Source organism: Actinoplanes solisilvae (assembly GCF_003999975.1).
GTDB lineage: Bacteria > Actinomycetota > Actinomycetes > Mycobacteriales > Micromonosporaceae > Actinoplanes > Actinoplanes solisilvae.
Window position 1 is genome coordinate 1 of sequence record NZ_RJAC01000055.1, and the last position, 16,316, is coordinate 16,316.

Genomic DNA, 16,316 nt, shown 5'->3' on the forward strand with positions numbered 1-16,316 from the left:
ACGTCACGGCCAGCGCCGGTATCGCCCTCTATCGGGACGGCGACACCGCCGACACCACCATCCGAAACGCCGACGAAGCGATGTACACCGCCAAAGCCGCCGGCAAGAACCACTACGCAGTCTCCGGGCTCTGACCACCGACGCCTCCTAAGGTGTCCTGGTCACGGTGCTGGAAGCAACTGTCCGCGAAGCGCGGCACACCTTGCGACGCCACCAGCCGCCTACGGGCTGACCCCGCCCCGTGGCCCCTGCTCTATCGGGAGGGTCACCGATGGTGTGTGGTCGATCGCCATTCGGACCTCGTGCAGCAGGGTTGCGGCGTTGAAGGGTTTGGCGATGATCGGGATGTCGTCGGACAGTAGCCGGCCGCCGCGTGCCGGGTCGGCGTAGCCGGACATGAGCGCGACCGAGATGCTCGGGCGGTGCGCGCGGATGGCATCGATCATCTCGTGTGCGCTGATGCCGGGCATCACGACGTCGGTGAGCACCATGTCCAGTTCGAGATCGGTGTCGCCGCCGAGGCGTACGGCGTCGTCGCGGGTTGACGCCTCAGTGACGTGGTACCCGGCGCGGAGCAGGATGCGTTTGGAGATCCCTCGTAGCGCGTCGTTGTCGTCGACTACGAGGACGTGCTCGCCGGTGCTGGTGGGGTCGGTGTTGACCGCCACGACGGTCGAGACGGGAGCTTCGGGCCGCGCGGCTGACGGCAGGTAGATACTGATGCGGGTGCCCTTGCCGGGTTCGGATTCCAGGGCAAGCGCGCCGGCTGCTTCTTGGACTGCCCCGTAGACGGTGGCCAGGCCGAGCCCGGTGCCCTTGCCGGGGTCCTTGGTGGTGAAGAAGGGTTCGAAGGCTTTCTGCGCCACCTCGGGGCTCATTCCGCATCCGGTGTCGGCGACGGTGAGGCGCACGAATCGGCCGGGCGCCAGGTCGGGATTGCGCAACACGAGGTCGTGGTGGTCCGCTGCGGCGGTGGAAACGGTAAGCCGCCCGCCGTCGGGCATGGCCGCGCGGGCGTTGACGACGAAATTCAGGATGATCTGCTCGAGGCGGCTGCGGTCGATGGTGACAAGGTCGAGGTCCGGCTCCGTCTGCACGACGAACTCGATGTCCGCGCCGATGGTGCGGCGCAGTAGTCGCTCGGTGTCGGCCACGACCTCGCCCACGTCGATGATTTCCGGTTGGGACGGTTGGAGGCGGCTGAAGATGAGCAGTTGCCGGGTGAGTGCGGCGGCCATCCGGGCGGCGTCGTTGATGCTGTGCACGTCGGCGCGGCTGGGATCGGCGGGATCGAGTGCGTCCAGTACGAATTCAGCGCTGCCGCTGATCACGCCGAGGAGGTTGTTGAAGTCGTGGGCGATACCGCCGGCGAGTTGTCCGAGGGAGTCGAGTCGTTCGACCTGGTGTAGCTGGCGTTCCAGGCTTTCGCGTTCGACGGCGGCGAGGGTCTGGGTGGTGATGTCGCGCAGGATTCCTTCGACGGCGATGCCTTGGCCTTGGTCGTCGAGGACGGCGACGGCTCGCTGTTCGATCCATTTGGTGAAACCGTCGGCGTTGCGCCAGCGCATGACGAGAGGTTGGGTGGGCGGTGTGCGCCACGACTCGACCATGCGGACCCGGTCGTCGGGTTCGGCCATGGCGAAGATGAGTTCCGGAGCGTCATAGAGGTCGTCGGGTGGGTGACCGGTCATCGCCTCCACCGCGGAACTGATGTATTCCAGGTGGGGATTCGGCCCGATGCGGTAGCGGAACACGACGTCGTGCACGTGTTCGGCGACCAATCGGAAGCGTTCCTCGCTGGTTCGCAGGGCGGACTGGGTGCGTCGCTGTTCGCGCCGTTCCTCGGCTTCTCGCAATTCGCGGGTCACCGCGGGTAACAGTCGGGCGAGACTGTCCTTGAGCACGAAGTCGTGCGCCCCTTCCCGCATGAGGGCCACGGCGGTTTCCTCGCCGATCTGTCCGGAGACCACGATGAAGGGCACGTCGATTTGCCGGTCACGAAGCAGGCGCAAGGCCGATGAGGCGTCGAAGGCCGGCATTGTGTTGTCGGAGATCACGATGTCCGGCGGTTGGATGGTCAATGCCATCGACATCGCCGCAGCGGTTTCCACCCGTTCGAAGTCGAGGTCGATGCCGCCGCCGCGCAGGTTACGGACGACGAGCAGGGCGTCGTCCTCGTTGTCCTCGACGATCAGTAGCCGCATGGTGATCAGCCGCCCTTCGGCGCCGTGACTGCTTGGTTGACCAGGAGCCAATACAGACCGAGCACCCGGACAGCTTCGACGAACTCGTTGAACACCACGGGTTTGCGGATGTAGCTGTTCGCGCCCAGGTCGTAGCTCTCGACAATGTCGCGGTCCTCGCTCGAGGTGCTGAGCACGACCACGGGCAGATACCGCGTCCGGTCGTCGTTTCTGACCCGGCGTAGCACCTCCAGCCCGCTGATCTTGGGCAGGTTGATGTCCAGCAAGATCAGTACGGGCTTCGGTGGGTACTCTCCGTCCGGGAGCAGGTAGTTCAATGCTTCTTCGCCGTCGGAAGCCACGTCGACCTGGTTGGTGATGTTGTTGGTGCGAAACGCTCGCAGCGTCAGGGTGACGTCGTCGGGGTTGTCGTCGACCAGCAGAATCGTTCCCTCGATCATGTCGTTGCCTCCGTCGGCCCGGCCACCGTGAAGTAGAAGGTCGCACCATGCCCCGGATCGGACTCGGCGGAGACCTGGCCGCCGTGCCGGCGCACAATCCGCTGGACGATCGCAAGCCCGATGCCGTTGCCCTCGAACTCCGCTGCGGGATGCAGCCGTTGAAACGCGGTGAACAGTTTGTCCGCGTACTTGGTGTCGAATCCGACGCCGTCGTCGCGGACGAAGAAGCACTGCTCACCATGGCGGTCGAGCTGCCCGAACTCGATACGCGCGACCGGGAGTCTGGCAGTGTATTTCCAGGCGTTGGCGAGAAGATTCTGAAGCACCATGCGCAACAGCGCTCGATCGCCAAGGGCCTTCAGATCGTCCGCGATGACACCCTCAACGGTGCGGTCGGGGTCGGCCGCGGCCAGATCGGCCATGATGTCCCGGGCCTGCCCGCTCAGGTCCACCGATTCTCGTGCGAAATCAGCCCGGGTGGCCCGCGACAGATTGAGCAGATCGTCGATCATCTGGGCCATCCGCTGCACATTTACCTGTAACCGGTTCAAGTAGTCGCGGCCGACGTCGTCGAGCAGGTTGCCGTAGTCGTCGAGGATCGCCTGGCTGAATCCGTGCAGGGAGCGCAGCGGGGCGCGCAGATCGTGGGAGACCGAGTACGAGAATGCGTCCAGCTCACGGGCCGACGCCTGCAGCTCCGAGGTGCGTTCGACCACCCGGGCCTCCAGGTCGGCGTTCAGCTCCCGAACCTGCTCCTCGGCGCGTATGCGGTCGGTGATGTCGGTCGAGATTCCGCATACCGCGTAGGCCTTGCCCGCGCTGTCCAGCACCGGGAACTTCACCGACAGGTACGAGCGGACGCCGTTGTCGAATTCCGCGGTCTCCTCGAACTGCACGGTGTGGCCCGCGCGGGCCACCCCGAGGTCGTTTTCGCGGAGTTTGTCGGCTAGCTCGCGGGGGAAGACCTCGTGATCGGTGAGGTTCACCACCTGTTCGCGGCCGGTCTTGATCAGCCGTTCCCATTCACGGTTGACCAGGATGTAGCGGCCGTCGTCGATGGTCTTCATGTAGATCATCGCCGAAACGTTGTCGATCAGCTCCTGAAGCTGATCATGACTAGCCTGGGCATGCATCGTGCCCTTTCCGCGGCTGCGCTCCGAGGTAGCGGTGTCGCGGGGGGACGACGGTACCGGTCCCGGCGAGGGTTAGCTCGCAGATCGAGAGCCGCTTTGTCAATTTATAGTACTCTTTTACGGGCTGGCAGGAGCGGTCTCGTACTCGATCTGTAAGGTCCGATCCACCAGGTCGACGAGGCGGAGCACGCCTGCGTGATCGTGGGCCACCCCATGGACGATTCCGAGGTACGTCAACGTGCCGTGGCGCCAGTCGAGGCGTTCGCCGACCCGCTTGAAGGTCTCGACGATTTGGATCCCTCGGTGCGCGCCCAGCTCAGCCGCACCGTCGAGCCGCCGTAGCGCCACGGCCGGCATCGGCGGTGTGATGAAGTACTGGAAGGCGTGCCTGCGGTAGGCGGCGGGCGGCACGTCGGCCGCGCGGCCCAGAGCTGCGGCGAGAGTGGCGCGCACCAGATCGATGCCCCGCGCCCTGCTGACGATGTCGGCGACATATCCACCGAGCCGTCCGTTGACCTCGATGATCCGCGGCCCGTACGGAGTGAGCTTCACCTCGACGTGGGTGGTCCCGTGCTGCACCTTCAGCGCGAGGATGCCGGCCTCGGTCAGGGCGAGCACCTGCCGGCGGACGTCGTCGGCGAGGGTGCAGGGAACCACATAGCCGGTTTCGCGTAGCGGATCGGCCAGCGGGAACTTGCCGGTGATCTCCACGTGGTGCACGACGCCGTGTGAGGTCACCGACTCGACCGATACGTAGTCACCCCAGCCTGCGCCGGCCACTGTCGGATCGCCCACCAGCATCTCTTCCACCACGAAGTCATTTCCGGCCGGCATCGGCGCGGCGGTCACCGACCGGCGCCGGAGGAAGTCGCCGAGCCGTGCCGCCGCCTCCGCGGGGGTGTCGACCCGGCAGGTGTATGCGCTCGCGGCTCCGTTGCGGGGCTTGAGGATCGCCGGTAGTCCGACCTCAGCCAGGACTGCACCGAGGTCGGCCACGTCGTGGACCACCCGGCATCGGGTCGCCTGCACCCCGGCATCGGCGAGGATGCGTCGCTGGATGTACTTGTCGGTCAGCGCCCGCGCGGTCGCCACGCTCAGGTACGGCAGGTCACGCCATTGGGCGAGGTCTGCGGTGACATTGAGTCGGCTTTCGCTGAAGGTCGTGATGCCGTCGAGGTCGAGTCGCTCCACCAGATCGACGAGATCCGCTCCGCCGAGACCGGTGATGTCGCAGACGGTGGCGATCTCGCGGAGCTCTCCGATCAAGGCACGGATGTAGGGCAGGTCCCGGTCGCACAGGAAGATGATGTCGGCCAGTCCCCGCGCGGAGGCGAGGATGCTCATCGGGGTGGCCGAGCCGAAGTCGAGGACGACGGCCAATCGGGGAATCCGCGGCAAGCGGAGCTGCGCCGTGGCGTCCGGTACGGATTCGTCAGTCATTGCAACGGCGGGACCGGCGGGACCGGGAAATACCCTGACCGCTCGAAGAACCGGATGTAGTGATCGAGCAGGTCGGCGTCGACCGCCGGCATCGCAGTCCCGGTACCGGCGAGCGCGGCGTCGGCGTTGGTCCGGGTAAACCGCGGGAAGTGCGACGCGCAGTACATCTCTTTCAGCACCAGTCCGCTGCGCGGGCTGCGATCGACCCACATCGGCACGAACGGAGCAAACGGGTGGTCGGGATGGTCCCGAAGGAACTGGACCACCCGCCGGACCCAGTCGGCAAGGGGCAGAACGTCCAGCCGGTATCCGTGGACCCGAAGCCGTTCGGCCATGTGTCGCAGGCCGGCTGGGTGTGGGTTGGCGAGATGATAGGTGTGCGTAGCCGGATCCCGCGCCAGCGCGATGTGAACGATCTGCTCAGCCAGCAGATCGACCGGAAGGAAATCGAGTGGCAGGTCGATATCCGGGGCGATGCCGCTGTCCACCATGACTTTGAAAAGGGCGCAAGTGGCGCTCTCCAGATTCCACATACCAGTCCGCAGGTCGCCGGACACCTCGTAGGGCCGGTGGATGCCCACCGGCAGCCCGGCCCGGCCGGCTTGACCGAGCAGGGCTTCGGCTACCCACTTGGTCTCGGGATACCCCATATAGAGATATTCGGGAAAGGCGAGCGGCGTGTCCTCGGTGACCGAATGGACTCCCGCGGCACCGAACCCGGCCAGCACCGCAATGGTCGACACGAAATGGACCGGCACGCCGCGATACCGGCACGCCAGGCGGACGATTTCCTGGGTGCCGGTCACCGTCACGGCGGCCAACTGGGCGTACGGGTAGGTGAAGTTGACATAGGCCCCGGCATGAACGATGAGATCGAGGCTGCCGGCCAACGCGTCAAACTCGTCCGTACCGAGACCGAGTAGCGGGCTGCCGAGGTCTCCGACCAGTGGAACCACCCGGTCCGCCGGAAGGTCGCCGAGTTCGTAGCGGGATTGGGTGGCCGCCAGGCGGTGTCCAGCGTGTTCGACATCGACCGCGCGGACCAGGCAATGGATCCTCGCCTCGGTGGTGTTCAGCAGTTCCCGCAGCAGGTATGCGCCGACGAAACCGGTCGCGCCGGTGAGCAGGATCTCGTCCACCGTGCCGGGGGCGCCGGATACCGCTCCACCACGCCGGGTCACCGGGATCGGCACGGTGAGCAGGCCTTCCCGGTAGAAGTCGACGCGAGGCTCCGCGACCTCATGCGGCGACAGGCCGACGCGGGCCTCGCGGACGGCCTCGGCGCAGCCGGACAACGAGGGATCCGCCAGGAGCCTGCGAGTCAGAAAGCGGCCGGTTTCCGGACCGATCCCAAACATCGTCTGCAGCCGGGCGAAGACCCGTGCGGCCAGCAGAGAATTGCCGCCCAGCTCAAAGAACGTGTCATCCAGCCCGACCTCGGTGACGTCCAGCAATTCCATCCACAGCCCGGCCAGCGCCACCTGCTCCGGCGTTGTCGGACGGCGGGGGGACGTGGCCGACTCACCGCTGGCGCCGGTCACCCTTCGCGCGCCGGCCAGCCCAGCCCGGTCCGGCTTGCCGGCTGCGGTCAACGAGAAGTGATCCAGTGCCACGAACCGGGCGGGCAGCATGTACGCGGGGAGACGCTGGGCGAGAAACGTACGGAGCTCGGCCTGAGTCGGCGCTTCGACACCGGGACGCAGCGTGTAGTACCCGACGACCTTCCGGCTGCCCGAGCCGTCCCCGACGGTGGCGATGGCGACGTCGCTGACCATCGGGCAGGTGGCGAACACCGCCTCGATCTCGTCGAGCTCAACCCGGAAGTCGCTCAACTTAATCATCCGGTCACGTCGGCCGACAAACTCGATCGTGCCGTCCGGCAACCAACGGGCGAGATCACCGGTGCGGAACAACTTGGCGCCGGGGCGCCGGCCATCCGGGTCGGGAATGAACCGGTCCGCGGTGGAGGGAAGATCGTTGACATAGCCGAGGGCAACACCGTCACCGCCCACCAGAAGCTCGCCCTCCTCACCGACGGCGGCCGGCGTACCGTCGGCAGTCACGATGTGACACGTGGAGTTCGCGATCGGCCGTCCGATCGGAATGCGGTCGACACCGGGAGGAACGTCGCTGATCAGGTGCGCAGTGGAGACGGTGGTGTTCTCGGTCGGGCCGTAGGCGTTTACCAGGCTCCCCGGCGGGCCGCGCCGTAACACCTCCCGAACCAGGCTAGGGATGAGCACGTCGGCGCCGGAGATCAAGACTCGCAAGCCGCCGAACATCGCCGGCCGGGACCGCGCGCATTGGTGGAAGAGTCCTGCTGACAGCCACAGGACGGTGATCTGCTCCCGATGCAGGAAACTCTCCAACCGAGCGGGGTCCAGCAGCTCGTCGCGGTCGATCACGATGAGGTGCGCACCGTTGAGCAACGCCCCCCAGATCTCCAGCGTCGAGGCATCGAAGGACAGGGACCCGGTGTTGGCGATCCGATCGGTCGCGGCAAAGTGAATGTAGTTGGTGTTGATCACCAGACGCGCCACACCCCGGTGCGGTATGGCTACCGCCTTCGGCCTACCGGTGGAGCCGGACGTGAACATGATGTAGACCGGGTCGCCACCCCCGACGCGGACCGGCGGCGGCCGCCGATCATCGCCGTATCGGGAATCCGCTACCGCGAACGCGAGGATCCGGTCGAGTAACCCACCAGAGCCAGGCATCGTCACGATCCGACGGATCGCCACCTCGTCGATGAGGACTCGGAGCCGCCCGACCGGGTCTGCCCGATCCAGGGGTACATACACCGCTCCGGCCTTGAGGATGGCGAGCATTCCGACCGGCACCTCGAGGCACCGCTCGCCGAGCAACCCCACCGGCTCGCCGACCGTCACACCGGACTCGGCCAGCCGGACAGCCAGCCGATCGGACCACTGGTCAAGCTCACCGTAAGTGATCCACCGGTCCGCGCTTGACAACGCGACCGCGTCTGGGGCACGGCGAGCCTGCGCGCGGAATAAGTCCACAATTGACTGATCTGCTGGATAGCTGGCAGTGGTGTCGTTACGGGCCGCCAACCGGCCGGTTGTGCCTGCATATGCTCCGCCGGGCCGCATCGCGCCTCCGCTTCGGCGACCCACCGACCGCGTGCCCGCAGGTCTCGATCTCGAGTGCTGGTCACCCCCGCCACTCCTAACCAGACCAATCGCCACGATCTTACACGAGAACCGCAAAAAGAACGACAAGTGTCGATGATCTGACATCCGATCTGGTCGGCGCTCGAGAAGCCTGCCCACGAACCCGATGAGTGGATGGAGGCACGGTGCCCGATCGACGGTACTGGGATGTGGTGATCTCGCCCGCCACCAGCTGGGCGACCAGCACGCCTTCCAAGCTCTCCGGTTCGGTGTACGCCACCGCCCCCGGCTGCGCGGCCGATGGGGCCTCCTTCCGGCCCCACGCGGAGCTGTTCAGATCCGGCAGGTACCGCCCGCCGAGCACGCAGATCGCCGTGATGACCGCGAGAATCAGGATCGGGTACAACATCCTCATCACCTCCCAGGCCTCCATGCTCATGGACATCCGTGAATCCCGACAGGGACCTACGTCCCGTACGGACGCGGCTTCCGGCCCGGCCGGGCGAACCGCAGGGGCCGGCCTTCGGCCCAGTTCCGGCTGAGGGCGACTTTCGGCCCTGTCACCATCCGCCAACCACCGATCATCGTGGGAGCAGAACCAGTCCCTGAAGAGGAAAGGAGCCGACGATGACGTCATCTTTGACGGCCTTCGACCATCTCGCTCTGCACAGGCTGGTCGCGGATCTTCCGTCCCGATGGTTGCAACGGCTGGCGGCGTGCGGCACTTCCGTCGCCTGGCCGACGTCGACGCGACTGCTGCGGGAACACAGCCCCGCCGATCATCTCTGGCTCGTGTGCTCCGGTGTGGTGCAGCTGGACTTCCACGTTCCAGGCGGTGACGTGCCGATCGAGCGGATCGGCGCCGACGGTGTCCTCGGCTGGTCCTGCCTCGTCCGGCCGTTCCGGTCCTCGGTGGGTGCCTTCGTCGTCGAGGAGTGCCAGGCGGTCGAACTGCATGCCGGGCCGCTCCGCGAACTGATCGCGGAGGATCCGATGTTCGGCCTCGAGTTCACCACCCGGGTCCTGTCCGTCGCCTCGCGGCGGTTGCGGGTGGCCCGGGAGCGCGCGGCCGATCTCCGTCTCGCCCACGGTTCCGGCTGGAACGTCCTGCGCTGAACGTGCACTGAGCCGGCCGCCGACGCCACGCGGGCGGCACAGCGGTGCGCAAGCTCTACCGGACGCGGGTGAGCGTCAGCGGACCCAGATCCGGGGGCAAGCCAGTGCATGCCGCGGCGGGCCCCGTTGGCCAGGGCCACGACACCTATGCCGGCCGAGGGCACCAGGAACAGCTGCGCGTCGAAACCGGGCAGAATGCCGTCGTGCTCCACCGCGAGCAGGCTACCCAGATCGGCACGGAAGAACGCTAGGCCGATGCCGGGAACGCGCGGATCCGGGCGGTACTGAGGGGCGAACATCTCCTCCACGGTCTTCGACGGGACGATCGAACCGTGTCGATTGTGGCCGCCGTCCAGCAGGGCCTCGGCATAGCGAGCCAGATCCCGGGCCGTGGACCAGACCCCGCCGGCGCCCGCGGTGATGACGTCGTAGTCGGTTACCGCCACGGCGGCGCAGTTCGTACCCCGTGGCCGGCGCCCCGCGCACCCGGGCGGAGCGGCTCAGATCGGTGTGCCCCATACCGAGCGGGTCGAAGACGTTCTCCCGCAGTCAACGGTCCAGCGGCAGGCCTGTCATGTCGGCGACGATCTGCCCGAGCGTGACGAAGCCATGGTTGGTGTACATGAAGCGGGCGCCCGGATCGGCGTGGATCGGCAGGTGTCCCTGGTAGTACTCCGCCGGCGTCGGGACCGGCATGCCCAAGGGCACCGTTTCACCGAGGTCCCGGAGGCGAAGCAGCCCGGACGGCCGGCGTACTTCGCGGATACCTGTCGTATGGGTCAGCAGGTGCCGCACGGTGGCCGGACGGAAGTCGCCGCGTTCCGGACCGAGTCGGTAGGACCGCAGATAGGTGTTGGCCGGTCCGTCCAGATCGATCAGTCCACGGTCGCGCAGCTGCATGATCGCGACCGCGGTCATGGTCTTCGTGACCGATCCGATCCGGAAGACCGTGTCCTCGGGTGATCGGCGTCGCCGCGGCGATGCCGGCAAGACCGTGCCGGGCGAACACGGTCGGTGCACCGGGCCTGACCACAGCGAGAGCGAGGCCGACGCACGGTCGCCTGCGGGCTATGGCGGTGGTGGTTCTCGTCAGTAGTTCCTCATCGAGCTCGATCATGTCCATGGTCGCTTCGGGAGTCAGCCGACCACAAAGACCGGGCAATGCGCACCCTGGACAAGGGCACGGCTCACCGAGCCCGGAAGACTCGATCCGTGGCGCTCCACCACCAGCGCAGCGGCCTGGTACGACGCTTCGGCAAGCGCGTCAGCCGGGCTCTCGGCAACGAAGCGGAGATGTCTGGTGACGCCATCCACCACCTCCGTCCGGACCACCCGTGGTGTCCGGCTCGCGTGCACGAGCACCAGATCGCTGCCGCGCAGCCGGGCCTCCTCCTGGGCGAACCGGACGGCCGCGCTGTCGTCCCCGTCGACGCCCACCACGACCGGGCGCTGACCGAAGTCGGGTCCCGGCGGCCAGCCAGGGATTCGCACGACCAGCACCGTACCGCTATGGTCCGCCGCCACGCGCTCGCCGACGCTCACGCCGAAGATCTCACCGGTGACGCCGTGCCTGTGCCCCACGACGACCAATCCGGCGTTTCGTGCCTCGGCCAGCAGCCGCGGCGCCGGGGAACCCACGACCAGGCGGCTCGTCACCGGGACCGTCGTCGAATACGCGTGCACCCGGTCGATCAGCCGTTCCAGCAGACGCGAGCCGTCGTCGCGGGCACGCGGGAGGACCCCGCCGGTACGCCGGGCATGAACGATGCGCAGGTGCCATCCGCGCAGGTCCGCCTCGATCGCGGCGTGGTCGACCGCCGTGTAGCTCGTCGGTGTGTCATCGGCCCCGACCAGCACCAGACCGGTCGTCGTCGCGATGGGCGCCGGTCTGTGGGTCGGCGCCGAGCGATAGCCGGCGACGCTCAGATAGCGGTTCACCGCGTCGCTGTACTTCGAGGCCCGTCCCCGGATGGCTTCGCGATCTGTCCGTAGCTCTTCGATCCTGTCCATGGCCGTCCTCCCGGACCGTTCCCTCGCTTCAGGAAACCTGCGGTGCCCCGCCCGGGCCAGGGCCGTTGGTCCGCTCCCGGCACCCCGTCCGGCAGCTCCTCGGAACCGTCGGCGGGGCCTGGCGACTGAGGCCGCCCCGATCATCCGGTGGTCAACTCGACGAAACGCTCCTCGAGGGTGGCCCGGGCGAGCCCGGCGATCGCTCCTGTACCCGCCAGGGCAGCTCGGACCCGTACAAGATCGCCGCCGGGCACACGTAACGATCTGCCCACCAGCGCGGCTCGCAGCCCGGCGTTCTCCAGGACGGCCAGCGCGCGGGGCCAGTCGGCGCAGGCGACGGTGACGACCTCGGAGTCACCGATGATGTCGGCAGCAGTCCCCTCCGCCACCAGCCGTCCGGCGGTCAGCATGACGAGACGGTCGCACTCCTCCGCTTCCTCCATGCTGTGCGTCGTCACAAGCACTCCCGCGCCGCTGTCGGCCACCCCCCGGATCACGTCCCACAGGTGGGTGCGTGCCAGGGCGTCCACGCCGGACGTCGGCTCGTCCAGGACGTACAGGCCAGGCGAATGCGCGAACGCCGCGGCGAACGCGAGACGTCGTTGCAGGCCGAGCGGGAGCCGCCCGGCGAGGACATCGGGCGGAACGGTCAGCGCCGCCGGCTGAACAGCCCAACGACCGCCGAAAGCAGCCCGGGTGAACTCGAGGTTCTCGGCCGCTGTCAGGTCTTCGTACAGACCCAGGCCCTGGGGAACGTATCCGATCCGGCCACGCGCGCGCCGCGACGGCGCCTCGCCGAACAACCGCACGTGACCCGAAGAGGGCACCAGAAGGCCGAGGAGGATTCTGATCAGTGTTGTCTTGCCGGCGCCGTTGGCACCCAGCAGGCCGACGAGCTCGCCCGCGCTCACCTGGAGATCGACAGCGTCCAGGACCGTGCTGTCGCCGTATCGGTGGGACACTCCGAGACACCCTGCGAGCACCTCACTCATCTGGGCGTCTCCGTCCTGTCGAGGCTTTCTCCCGCCGCCCTGCGAAGCGCGGCCAGCACGACCGCGTCCTGCAGGTCCGGCCGGACGACCGTGCCGTCTCCCGTCCCGTCTTCCCGCCACACCCGCCAGGACCGGCCGCGTCGCCACACGAAGGGACCCACCGGCCGGGTGGGGAACAGGCGAACCTCCCCTGGGATCGCCGCCACGATCCCGTCCGGCGGTCCCTGCGTCAGCACCCGGCCCGCCTGCAGCACGACGACATGACCGGCCCGTTCGGCCTCGTCGAGGTATGTCGTGCTGAAAACCACCGCGCAGCCCCGTGCCGTCTCGCGCGTGATCAACCACCAGACGTCAGACCGGCTGACCGGGTCGACGCCGGTGGTGGGTTCGTCGAGAATCAGCAGGTCGGGTTCGTGCACCAGGGCGCGGGCGACGCCGAGCTTCTGGCGCATGCCGCCCGACAGCCGCCCGCCGAGGCGATGGGCGGCCGGTGTCAGCCCGGTTCTGTCCAGAAGGGCCCAGATGCGATCGGCCGCGAGCGCCGGCGGCATGCCGTAGGCGGCCGCGGCGAAACGCAGATTCTCGAGCACGGTGAGATCGGGATACACCCCGGACGATGCCGGCAGGAAGCCGATCCGGGACCGTGCCGGTGTCCTCGCCACACCGGCTGACGGCCCGAGCCGCCCGACGAGCACGCCCAGGAGAGTGGACTTGCCCGAGCCGTCACCACCGACCACCGCCACGATCTCACCGGCCGAGACCTTCAGCGTCGCCTCTTCCAGGATCGTCCCGCCGCCGCGGACCACCGAGACGCTGGTAAGGCCCCAGTTCACGGCTTCGAGCCCGCCGCTAGCGCCAGGACGCCCCGGCGCCTGGCCCGCCGGGCGCCCTGCGGAGCAAGGAAGGCCCGGAAGCGCAGCATCGCGAACGTCACCACCGCCACCCCCAGCAGCGTGAGGTAGAGGAACGGTTGCCACAGCGTGGTGAGAGGGGCCCCGCGCAGCATGACGCCTCGCGAGATCTGTGTGAAGTAGGTGAGTGGCAGCAGGTAGCCGATCCAGCGGACCCCGAGGGGCATCGAGCGCAGCGGGAAGATGAGGCCGGACAAGAGCACCTGGGGCAGCAGCGTCATCATCGCAAGCTGGATCGCCTGTCCTTGGTTCTGAGAGACGCTCGAGATCAGCACGCCGGTGCCGAGCGTGACGAACAGGAACAACACGGCGCCGAGCGCAAGCACGAGCAGGGATCCGTGGAACGGTACGCCGAACAGCAGGGTGCCGGCTGCCACCACGACGGTGAGGTCGAGCGCCGCTACCAGGAAGTACGGCGCGATCTTGCCGAGAAACACGTCGCGCGGCCGCAGGGGCATGACGGCCAACTGCTCGAGAGTGCCGGTCTGCCGCTCACGCACCACCCCGAGGCTGGTTATTACTGTGCCGACGAAGAGAAGGATCATGCCGGCCAGGCCGGGGACCATGACCGCCGACGTCCGCAGGTCCGGGTTGAACAACACCTCGACCTGTGGTGCGCCGGCCCGCGCGAGTGCCGCGCGGGCCGCGTTGGCGGTGAACAGCTCCGAGCCGTCGAGGAGAACCGTCACCGCGTCCGCATCGGCGACGACGACGACCGGCACGACCCCGTCGCGCAAGGCCCGGGTCGCGTCCGACCGGTCCTCGGCCGATGCGATGGCCGTGACCTCGAACGGCGCAGGGAGTCGCCCCGCAACCTCGGCGGCGTGGACGCCGACCACCCTCACCGGGATCGAAGTGACGTCGAAGCTCGCCGCATAGCCGAAGACGATGAGCAGCAGGACCGGCATCACGATCATCATGGCCAGGGTGCGGCGGTCCCGGCGCATCTGCCGGAACTCTTTCACGATCATTGCCCACACGGCGATCAGCCTCGCCGGTGAGCCGGCTCGCGGACGATGTACACCGGGCAGTCCGCGTGCTGCAGGAGCTGGAGGCCGACCGAGCCGAGCACCGTACCGGTGAACGTTCCACGACCACGACTGCCCACCACGATCAGCCGGGCACGAGTCGACGCCTCGGCCAGCGCCGAGGCAGCGCCGTCGGTGGTGAGTACCACCTCGACCGGCACTTCCGGATGCCTGCGCCGCCACGGCGCCAGTTGCTCCTCGACGCGAGCGCGCTCCGCGGCCGGGGGTTCCGGCAGCGCGACGTCGCCCGCCTGGAATCCGACCGGCACCCGAGCACGAATCACCAGGAGCGTGCTTCCCCGACCGGCTGCTTCCTCGAAAGCGACCTCCAGGACGCGTTCCGCCGCGTCGGAGGCATCAAGGCCGACCGCGACGGGCCCCTCGGTGAGATCACCGCCGCGGCCGCGAACCACGACCGCCGAGCAGGCCGCGCGGGTGGCGACGCGCTGACTGACCGAGCCGGGCATTAGGCCTGCGAAGGCACCGCGACCGCGGCTGCCCAGGACCATCAGCTCGGCATCGTCGGACTCGGCGAGCAGGCGAGCGGCAGCGTGTCCGACCAGCGGGTCACCCTCCACGTCGACGTTCAGAACCGCCGCGCGGGCCTCGTGGACGGCGTTGCCGGTGACGGCTTCGGCGTGCTTGTGGGCCCGGTCGTAGGACCCGCCGCTGAGGTCATAGGGGGACTCGCCCCACTCCCAGTCGAAGACGTACGCGACGCGCAGCGGCAGGCCACGGCGGTTAGCCTCGCGTGCCGCCCAGCGCACCGCTTCCTTGCTGTTCTCAGTGCCGTCGGTACCCACGACGATCGGACGAGGTCTCATGACGCCTTCCTCTCAGCTGTACCCAGCGTCGTCCCAGGGCCGGCCGCCTCGGCAGGGCGTCATGTCCCCGCCCGGCAGGTCCAAGGACCCTCACAGGCTGGCGACCGGCGCGCCGGGCACCTGCCTCCCGCCGGGTCACGTCCATCAGGCTGCGGCTGTTCACCGCGTGGCGACCGCGTTCGTCGCCTACCCTGTGCCGGATGACACGGACGGATCGCGGCGGGGCCCTCTTGCTTCTGCGGCACGGACAGAGCGTCAGCAACGCGGCCGACGCCTTCACCGGATGGTCCGACGTTCCCCTGAGCGAGCTCGGCGTGGCCCAAGCCGGTGGAGCCGCAACGGTGCTGCGCGACCTGGGTGTACGGCCGACGTGTGTGCACACATCGCTTCTGCGCCGTTCGATCTCGACCGCGGAGATCGTGACGGACGCGCTGGGTCGCGGCTGGGTGCCGGTGCACCGGTCCTGGCGCCTGAACGAACGCCACTACGGCGCCCTCACCGGACGCGACAAGAAGGCCGTCGCCGCGGAGGTCGACGCCGCGTCGTTCCGCGCGTGGAGACGGTCGTGGGCGGCCGCGCCGCCGCCGATGACCGACCCGGCGGCTGCCCTGATGTATGCCGACGAGCGGTACACCGGCCTGGCCCCAGAAGTGCGGCCGCACACCGAAAGCCTCGCCGACGTGTGGGCACGCATGCTGCCGTACTGGTCCGACGTCCTGTTCCCGGAGCTGCTGGCCGGCGAGACGCCGCTGTTAGTCGGGCACGGCAACACCCTGCGCGCGTTCGTAATGTTCCTCGAGGGGCTGGGGCCGGTCGAGGTGGAGCGGCTGGACATCCCGACCGCTGTGCCGATGCGGTACAGGCTGGACCGGCGGGGCAACCCGATCGTCGATCCCGGCGGTCGGTACCTCGACCCGGCCGGTGCGGACGAGAGGGTGAGAACGGGCCCGACTCGCAACACGTAGGTGTGTTCTCCCCGCGTGCCCGGCCGCCTTGACCAGGCCGAACGACCCTGTCCACCGCCGTCGGCCGACGGTATACCGGAACTCAGCCGACGCGTGCAAGGGGGTGGAAAACCGTGGAGACA

15 protein-coding genes and 1 pseudogene are annotated in these 16,316 nt (G+C 68.2%); 3 read left to right on the forward strand and 13 right to left on the reverse strand.

Annotation, left to right across the window (positions count from 1 at the left end):
* Positions 1-134 (forward strand): diguanylate cyclase domain-containing protein (locus EER30_RS50190; RefSeq protein WP_127509494.1); only part of this gene is annotated, 134 nt, incomplete at its 5' end.
* An 87-nt stretch (positions 135-221) separates the two neighbouring features.
* On the opposite strand, the gene EER30_RS46055 is transcribed toward EER30_RS50190, so the two are convergent.
* The 6 genes from EER30_RS46055 to EER30_RS46080 all read right to left on the reverse strand — a co-directional run bounded on the left by EER30_RS46055 (position 222) and on the right by EER30_RS46080 (position 8,757).
* The gene (locus EER30_RS46055) at positions 222-2,204 is read right to left on the reverse strand and encodes a hybrid sensor histidine kinase/response regulator (RefSeq protein ID WP_127509497.1); all 1,983 of its coding nucleotides are present in this window, start codon (positions 2,202-2,204) and stop codon (positions 222-224) included.
* Positions 2,205-2,209: 5 nt separating this feature from the next.
* Positions 2,210-2,644 (reverse strand): response regulator, encoded by a 435-nt coding sequence (locus tag EER30_RS46060; protein WP_127509500.1) that lies wholly within the window; start codon positions 2,642-2,644, stop codon positions 2,210-2,212.
* Positions 2,641-3,777 (reverse strand): sensor histidine kinase, encoded by a 1,137-nt coding sequence (locus tag EER30_RS46065; protein WP_127509502.1) that lies wholly within the window; start codon positions 3,775-3,777, stop codon positions 2,641-2,643. The genes EER30_RS46060 and EER30_RS46065 overlap by 4 nt, the downstream gene beginning before the upstream one ends.
* Before the next feature lie 117 nt (positions 3,778-3,894).
* Positions 3,895-5,217: an ATP-grasp domain-containing protein gene (locus tag EER30_RS46070; protein ID WP_127509505.1), complete on the reverse strand. Its 1,323-nt coding sequence runs from the start codon at positions 5,215-5,217 to the stop codon at positions 3,895-3,897.
* Positions 5,214-8,474, reverse strand: coding sequence for an amino acid adenylation domain-containing protein (locus EER30_RS46075; RefSeq protein ID WP_127509508.1), 3,261 nt, complete (start codon positions 8,472-8,474; stop codon positions 5,214-5,216). Before EER30_RS46075 ends, EER30_RS46070 begins: the two co-directional genes overlap by 4 nt.
* The gene (locus tag EER30_RS46080; protein WP_127509511.1) at positions 8,428-8,757 is read right to left on the reverse strand and encodes a hypothetical protein; all 330 of its coding nucleotides are present in this window, start codon (positions 8,755-8,757) and stop codon (positions 8,428-8,430) included. The genes EER30_RS46075 and EER30_RS46080 overlap by 47 nt, the downstream gene beginning before the upstream one ends.
* 218 nt (positions 8,758-8,975) lie before the next feature.
* Here EER30_RS46080 and EER30_RS46085 point away from each other — a divergent pair, with 218 nt between their 5' ends.
* Entirely contained in the window at positions 8,976-9,464 is a 489-nt protein-coding gene (locus tag EER30_RS46085) for a Crp/Fnr family transcriptional regulator (RefSeq protein WP_127509514.1), read from the forward strand.
* Positions 9,465-9,592: 128 nt separating this feature from the next.
* Here the strand turns inward: EER30_RS46085 and EER30_RS50195 are convergent.
* From EER30_RS50195 to EER30_RS46120, 7 genes and pseudogenes are all read right to left on the reverse strand, one after another.
* A pseudogene (locus EER30_RS50195) lies at positions 9,593-9,910 on the reverse strand (serine hydrolase domain-containing protein); the annotation flags it as partial.
* Positions 9,911-10,013: 103 nt separating this feature from the next.
* Positions 10,014-10,484: a serine hydrolase domain-containing protein gene (locus EER30_RS46095; RefSeq protein ID WP_255437219.1), complete on the reverse strand. Its 471-nt coding sequence runs from the start codon at positions 10,482-10,484 to the stop codon at positions 10,014-10,016.
* Between the two features lie 117 nt (positions 10,485-10,601).
* Positions 10,602-11,474, reverse strand: a complete 873-nt coding sequence (locus EER30_RS46100) for a universal stress protein (protein WP_164842785.1) — start codon at positions 11,472-11,474, stop codon at positions 10,602-10,604.
* Between the two features lie 140 nt (positions 11,475-11,614).
* Positions 11,615-12,436: an ABC transporter ATP-binding protein gene (locus EER30_RS46105; protein ID WP_205650723.1), complete on the reverse strand. Its 822-nt coding sequence runs from the start codon at positions 12,434-12,436 to the stop codon at positions 11,615-11,617.
* A gap of 26 nt (positions 12,437-12,462) precedes the next feature.
* Positions 12,463-13,299 (reverse strand): ABC transporter ATP-binding protein, encoded by an 837-nt coding sequence (locus EER30_RS46110; protein WP_205650724.1) that lies wholly within the window; start codon positions 13,297-13,299, stop codon positions 12,463-12,465.
* Entirely contained in the window at positions 13,296-14,348 is a 1,053-nt protein-coding gene (locus EER30_RS46115) for an ABC transporter permease (protein WP_240670758.1), read from the reverse strand. Before EER30_RS46115 ends, EER30_RS46110 begins: the two co-directional genes overlap by 4 nt.
* A 14-nt stretch (positions 14,349-14,362) precedes the next feature.
* A complete protein-coding gene (locus tag EER30_RS46120; RefSeq protein WP_127509528.1) occupies positions 14,363-15,229 on the reverse strand; it encodes a universal stress protein in 867 nt (288 codons plus the stop codon).
* Between the two features lie 200 nt (positions 15,230-15,429).
* On the opposite strand from EER30_RS46120, the gene EER30_RS46125 reads away from it, so the two are divergent.
* The gene (locus EER30_RS46125; protein ID WP_127509530.1) at positions 15,430-16,194 is read left to right on the forward strand and encodes a 2,3-bisphosphoglycerate-dependent phosphoglycerate mutase; all 765 of its coding nucleotides are present in this window, start codon (positions 15,430-15,432) and stop codon (positions 16,192-16,194) included.
* Positions 16,195-16,316 lie beyond the last annotated feature (122 nt).

What these genes read in the sequence shown, in the direction of transcription:
- EER30_RS46085 (WP_127509514.1), top strand. Translation starts at nt 8,976, where the DNA reads ATGACGTCATCTTTGACGGCCTTCGACCATCTCGCTCTGCACAGGCTG.
- EER30_RS46055 (WP_127509497.1), bottom strand. Translation starts at nt 2,204, where the DNA reads ATGCGGCTACTGATCGTCGAGGACAACGAGGACGACGCCCTGCTCGTC.
- EER30_RS46125 (WP_127509530.1), top strand. Translation starts at nt 15,430, where the DNA reads ATGACACGGACGGATCGCGGCGGGGCCCTCTTGCTTCTGCGGCACGGA.
- EER30_RS46070 (WP_127509505.1), bottom strand. Translation starts at nt 5,217, where the DNA reads ATGACTGACGAATCCGTACCGGACGCCACGGCGCAGCTCCGCTTGCCG.
- EER30_RS46120 (WP_127509528.1), bottom strand. Translation starts at nt 15,229, where the DNA reads ATGAGACCTCGTCCGATCGTCGTGGGTACCGACGGCACTGAGAACAGC.
- EER30_RS46080 (WP_127509511.1), bottom strand. Translation starts at nt 8,757, where the DNA reads ATGTTGTACCCGATCCTGATTCTCGCGGTCATCACGGCGATCTGCGTG.
- EER30_RS46060 (WP_127509500.1), bottom strand. Translation starts at nt 2,644, where the DNA reads ATGATCGAGGGAACGATTCTGCTGGTCGACGACAACCCCGACGACGTC.
- EER30_RS46100 (WP_164842785.1), bottom strand. Translation starts at nt 11,474, where the DNA reads ATGGACAGGATCGAAGAGCTACGGACAGATCGCGAAGCCATCCGGGGA.
- EER30_RS46115 (WP_240670758.1), bottom strand. Translation starts at nt 14,348, where the DNA reads ATGATCGTGAAAGAGTTCCGGCAGATGCGCCGGGACCGCCGCACCCTG.
- EER30_RS46065 (WP_127509502.1), bottom strand. Translation starts at nt 3,777, where the DNA reads ATGCATGCCCAGGCTAGTCATGATCAGCTTCAGGAGCTGATCGACAAC.
- EER30_RS46075 (WP_127509508.1), bottom strand. Translation starts at nt 8,474, where the DNA reads ATGTCAGATCATCGACACTTGTCGTTCTTTTTGCGGTTCTCGTGTAAG.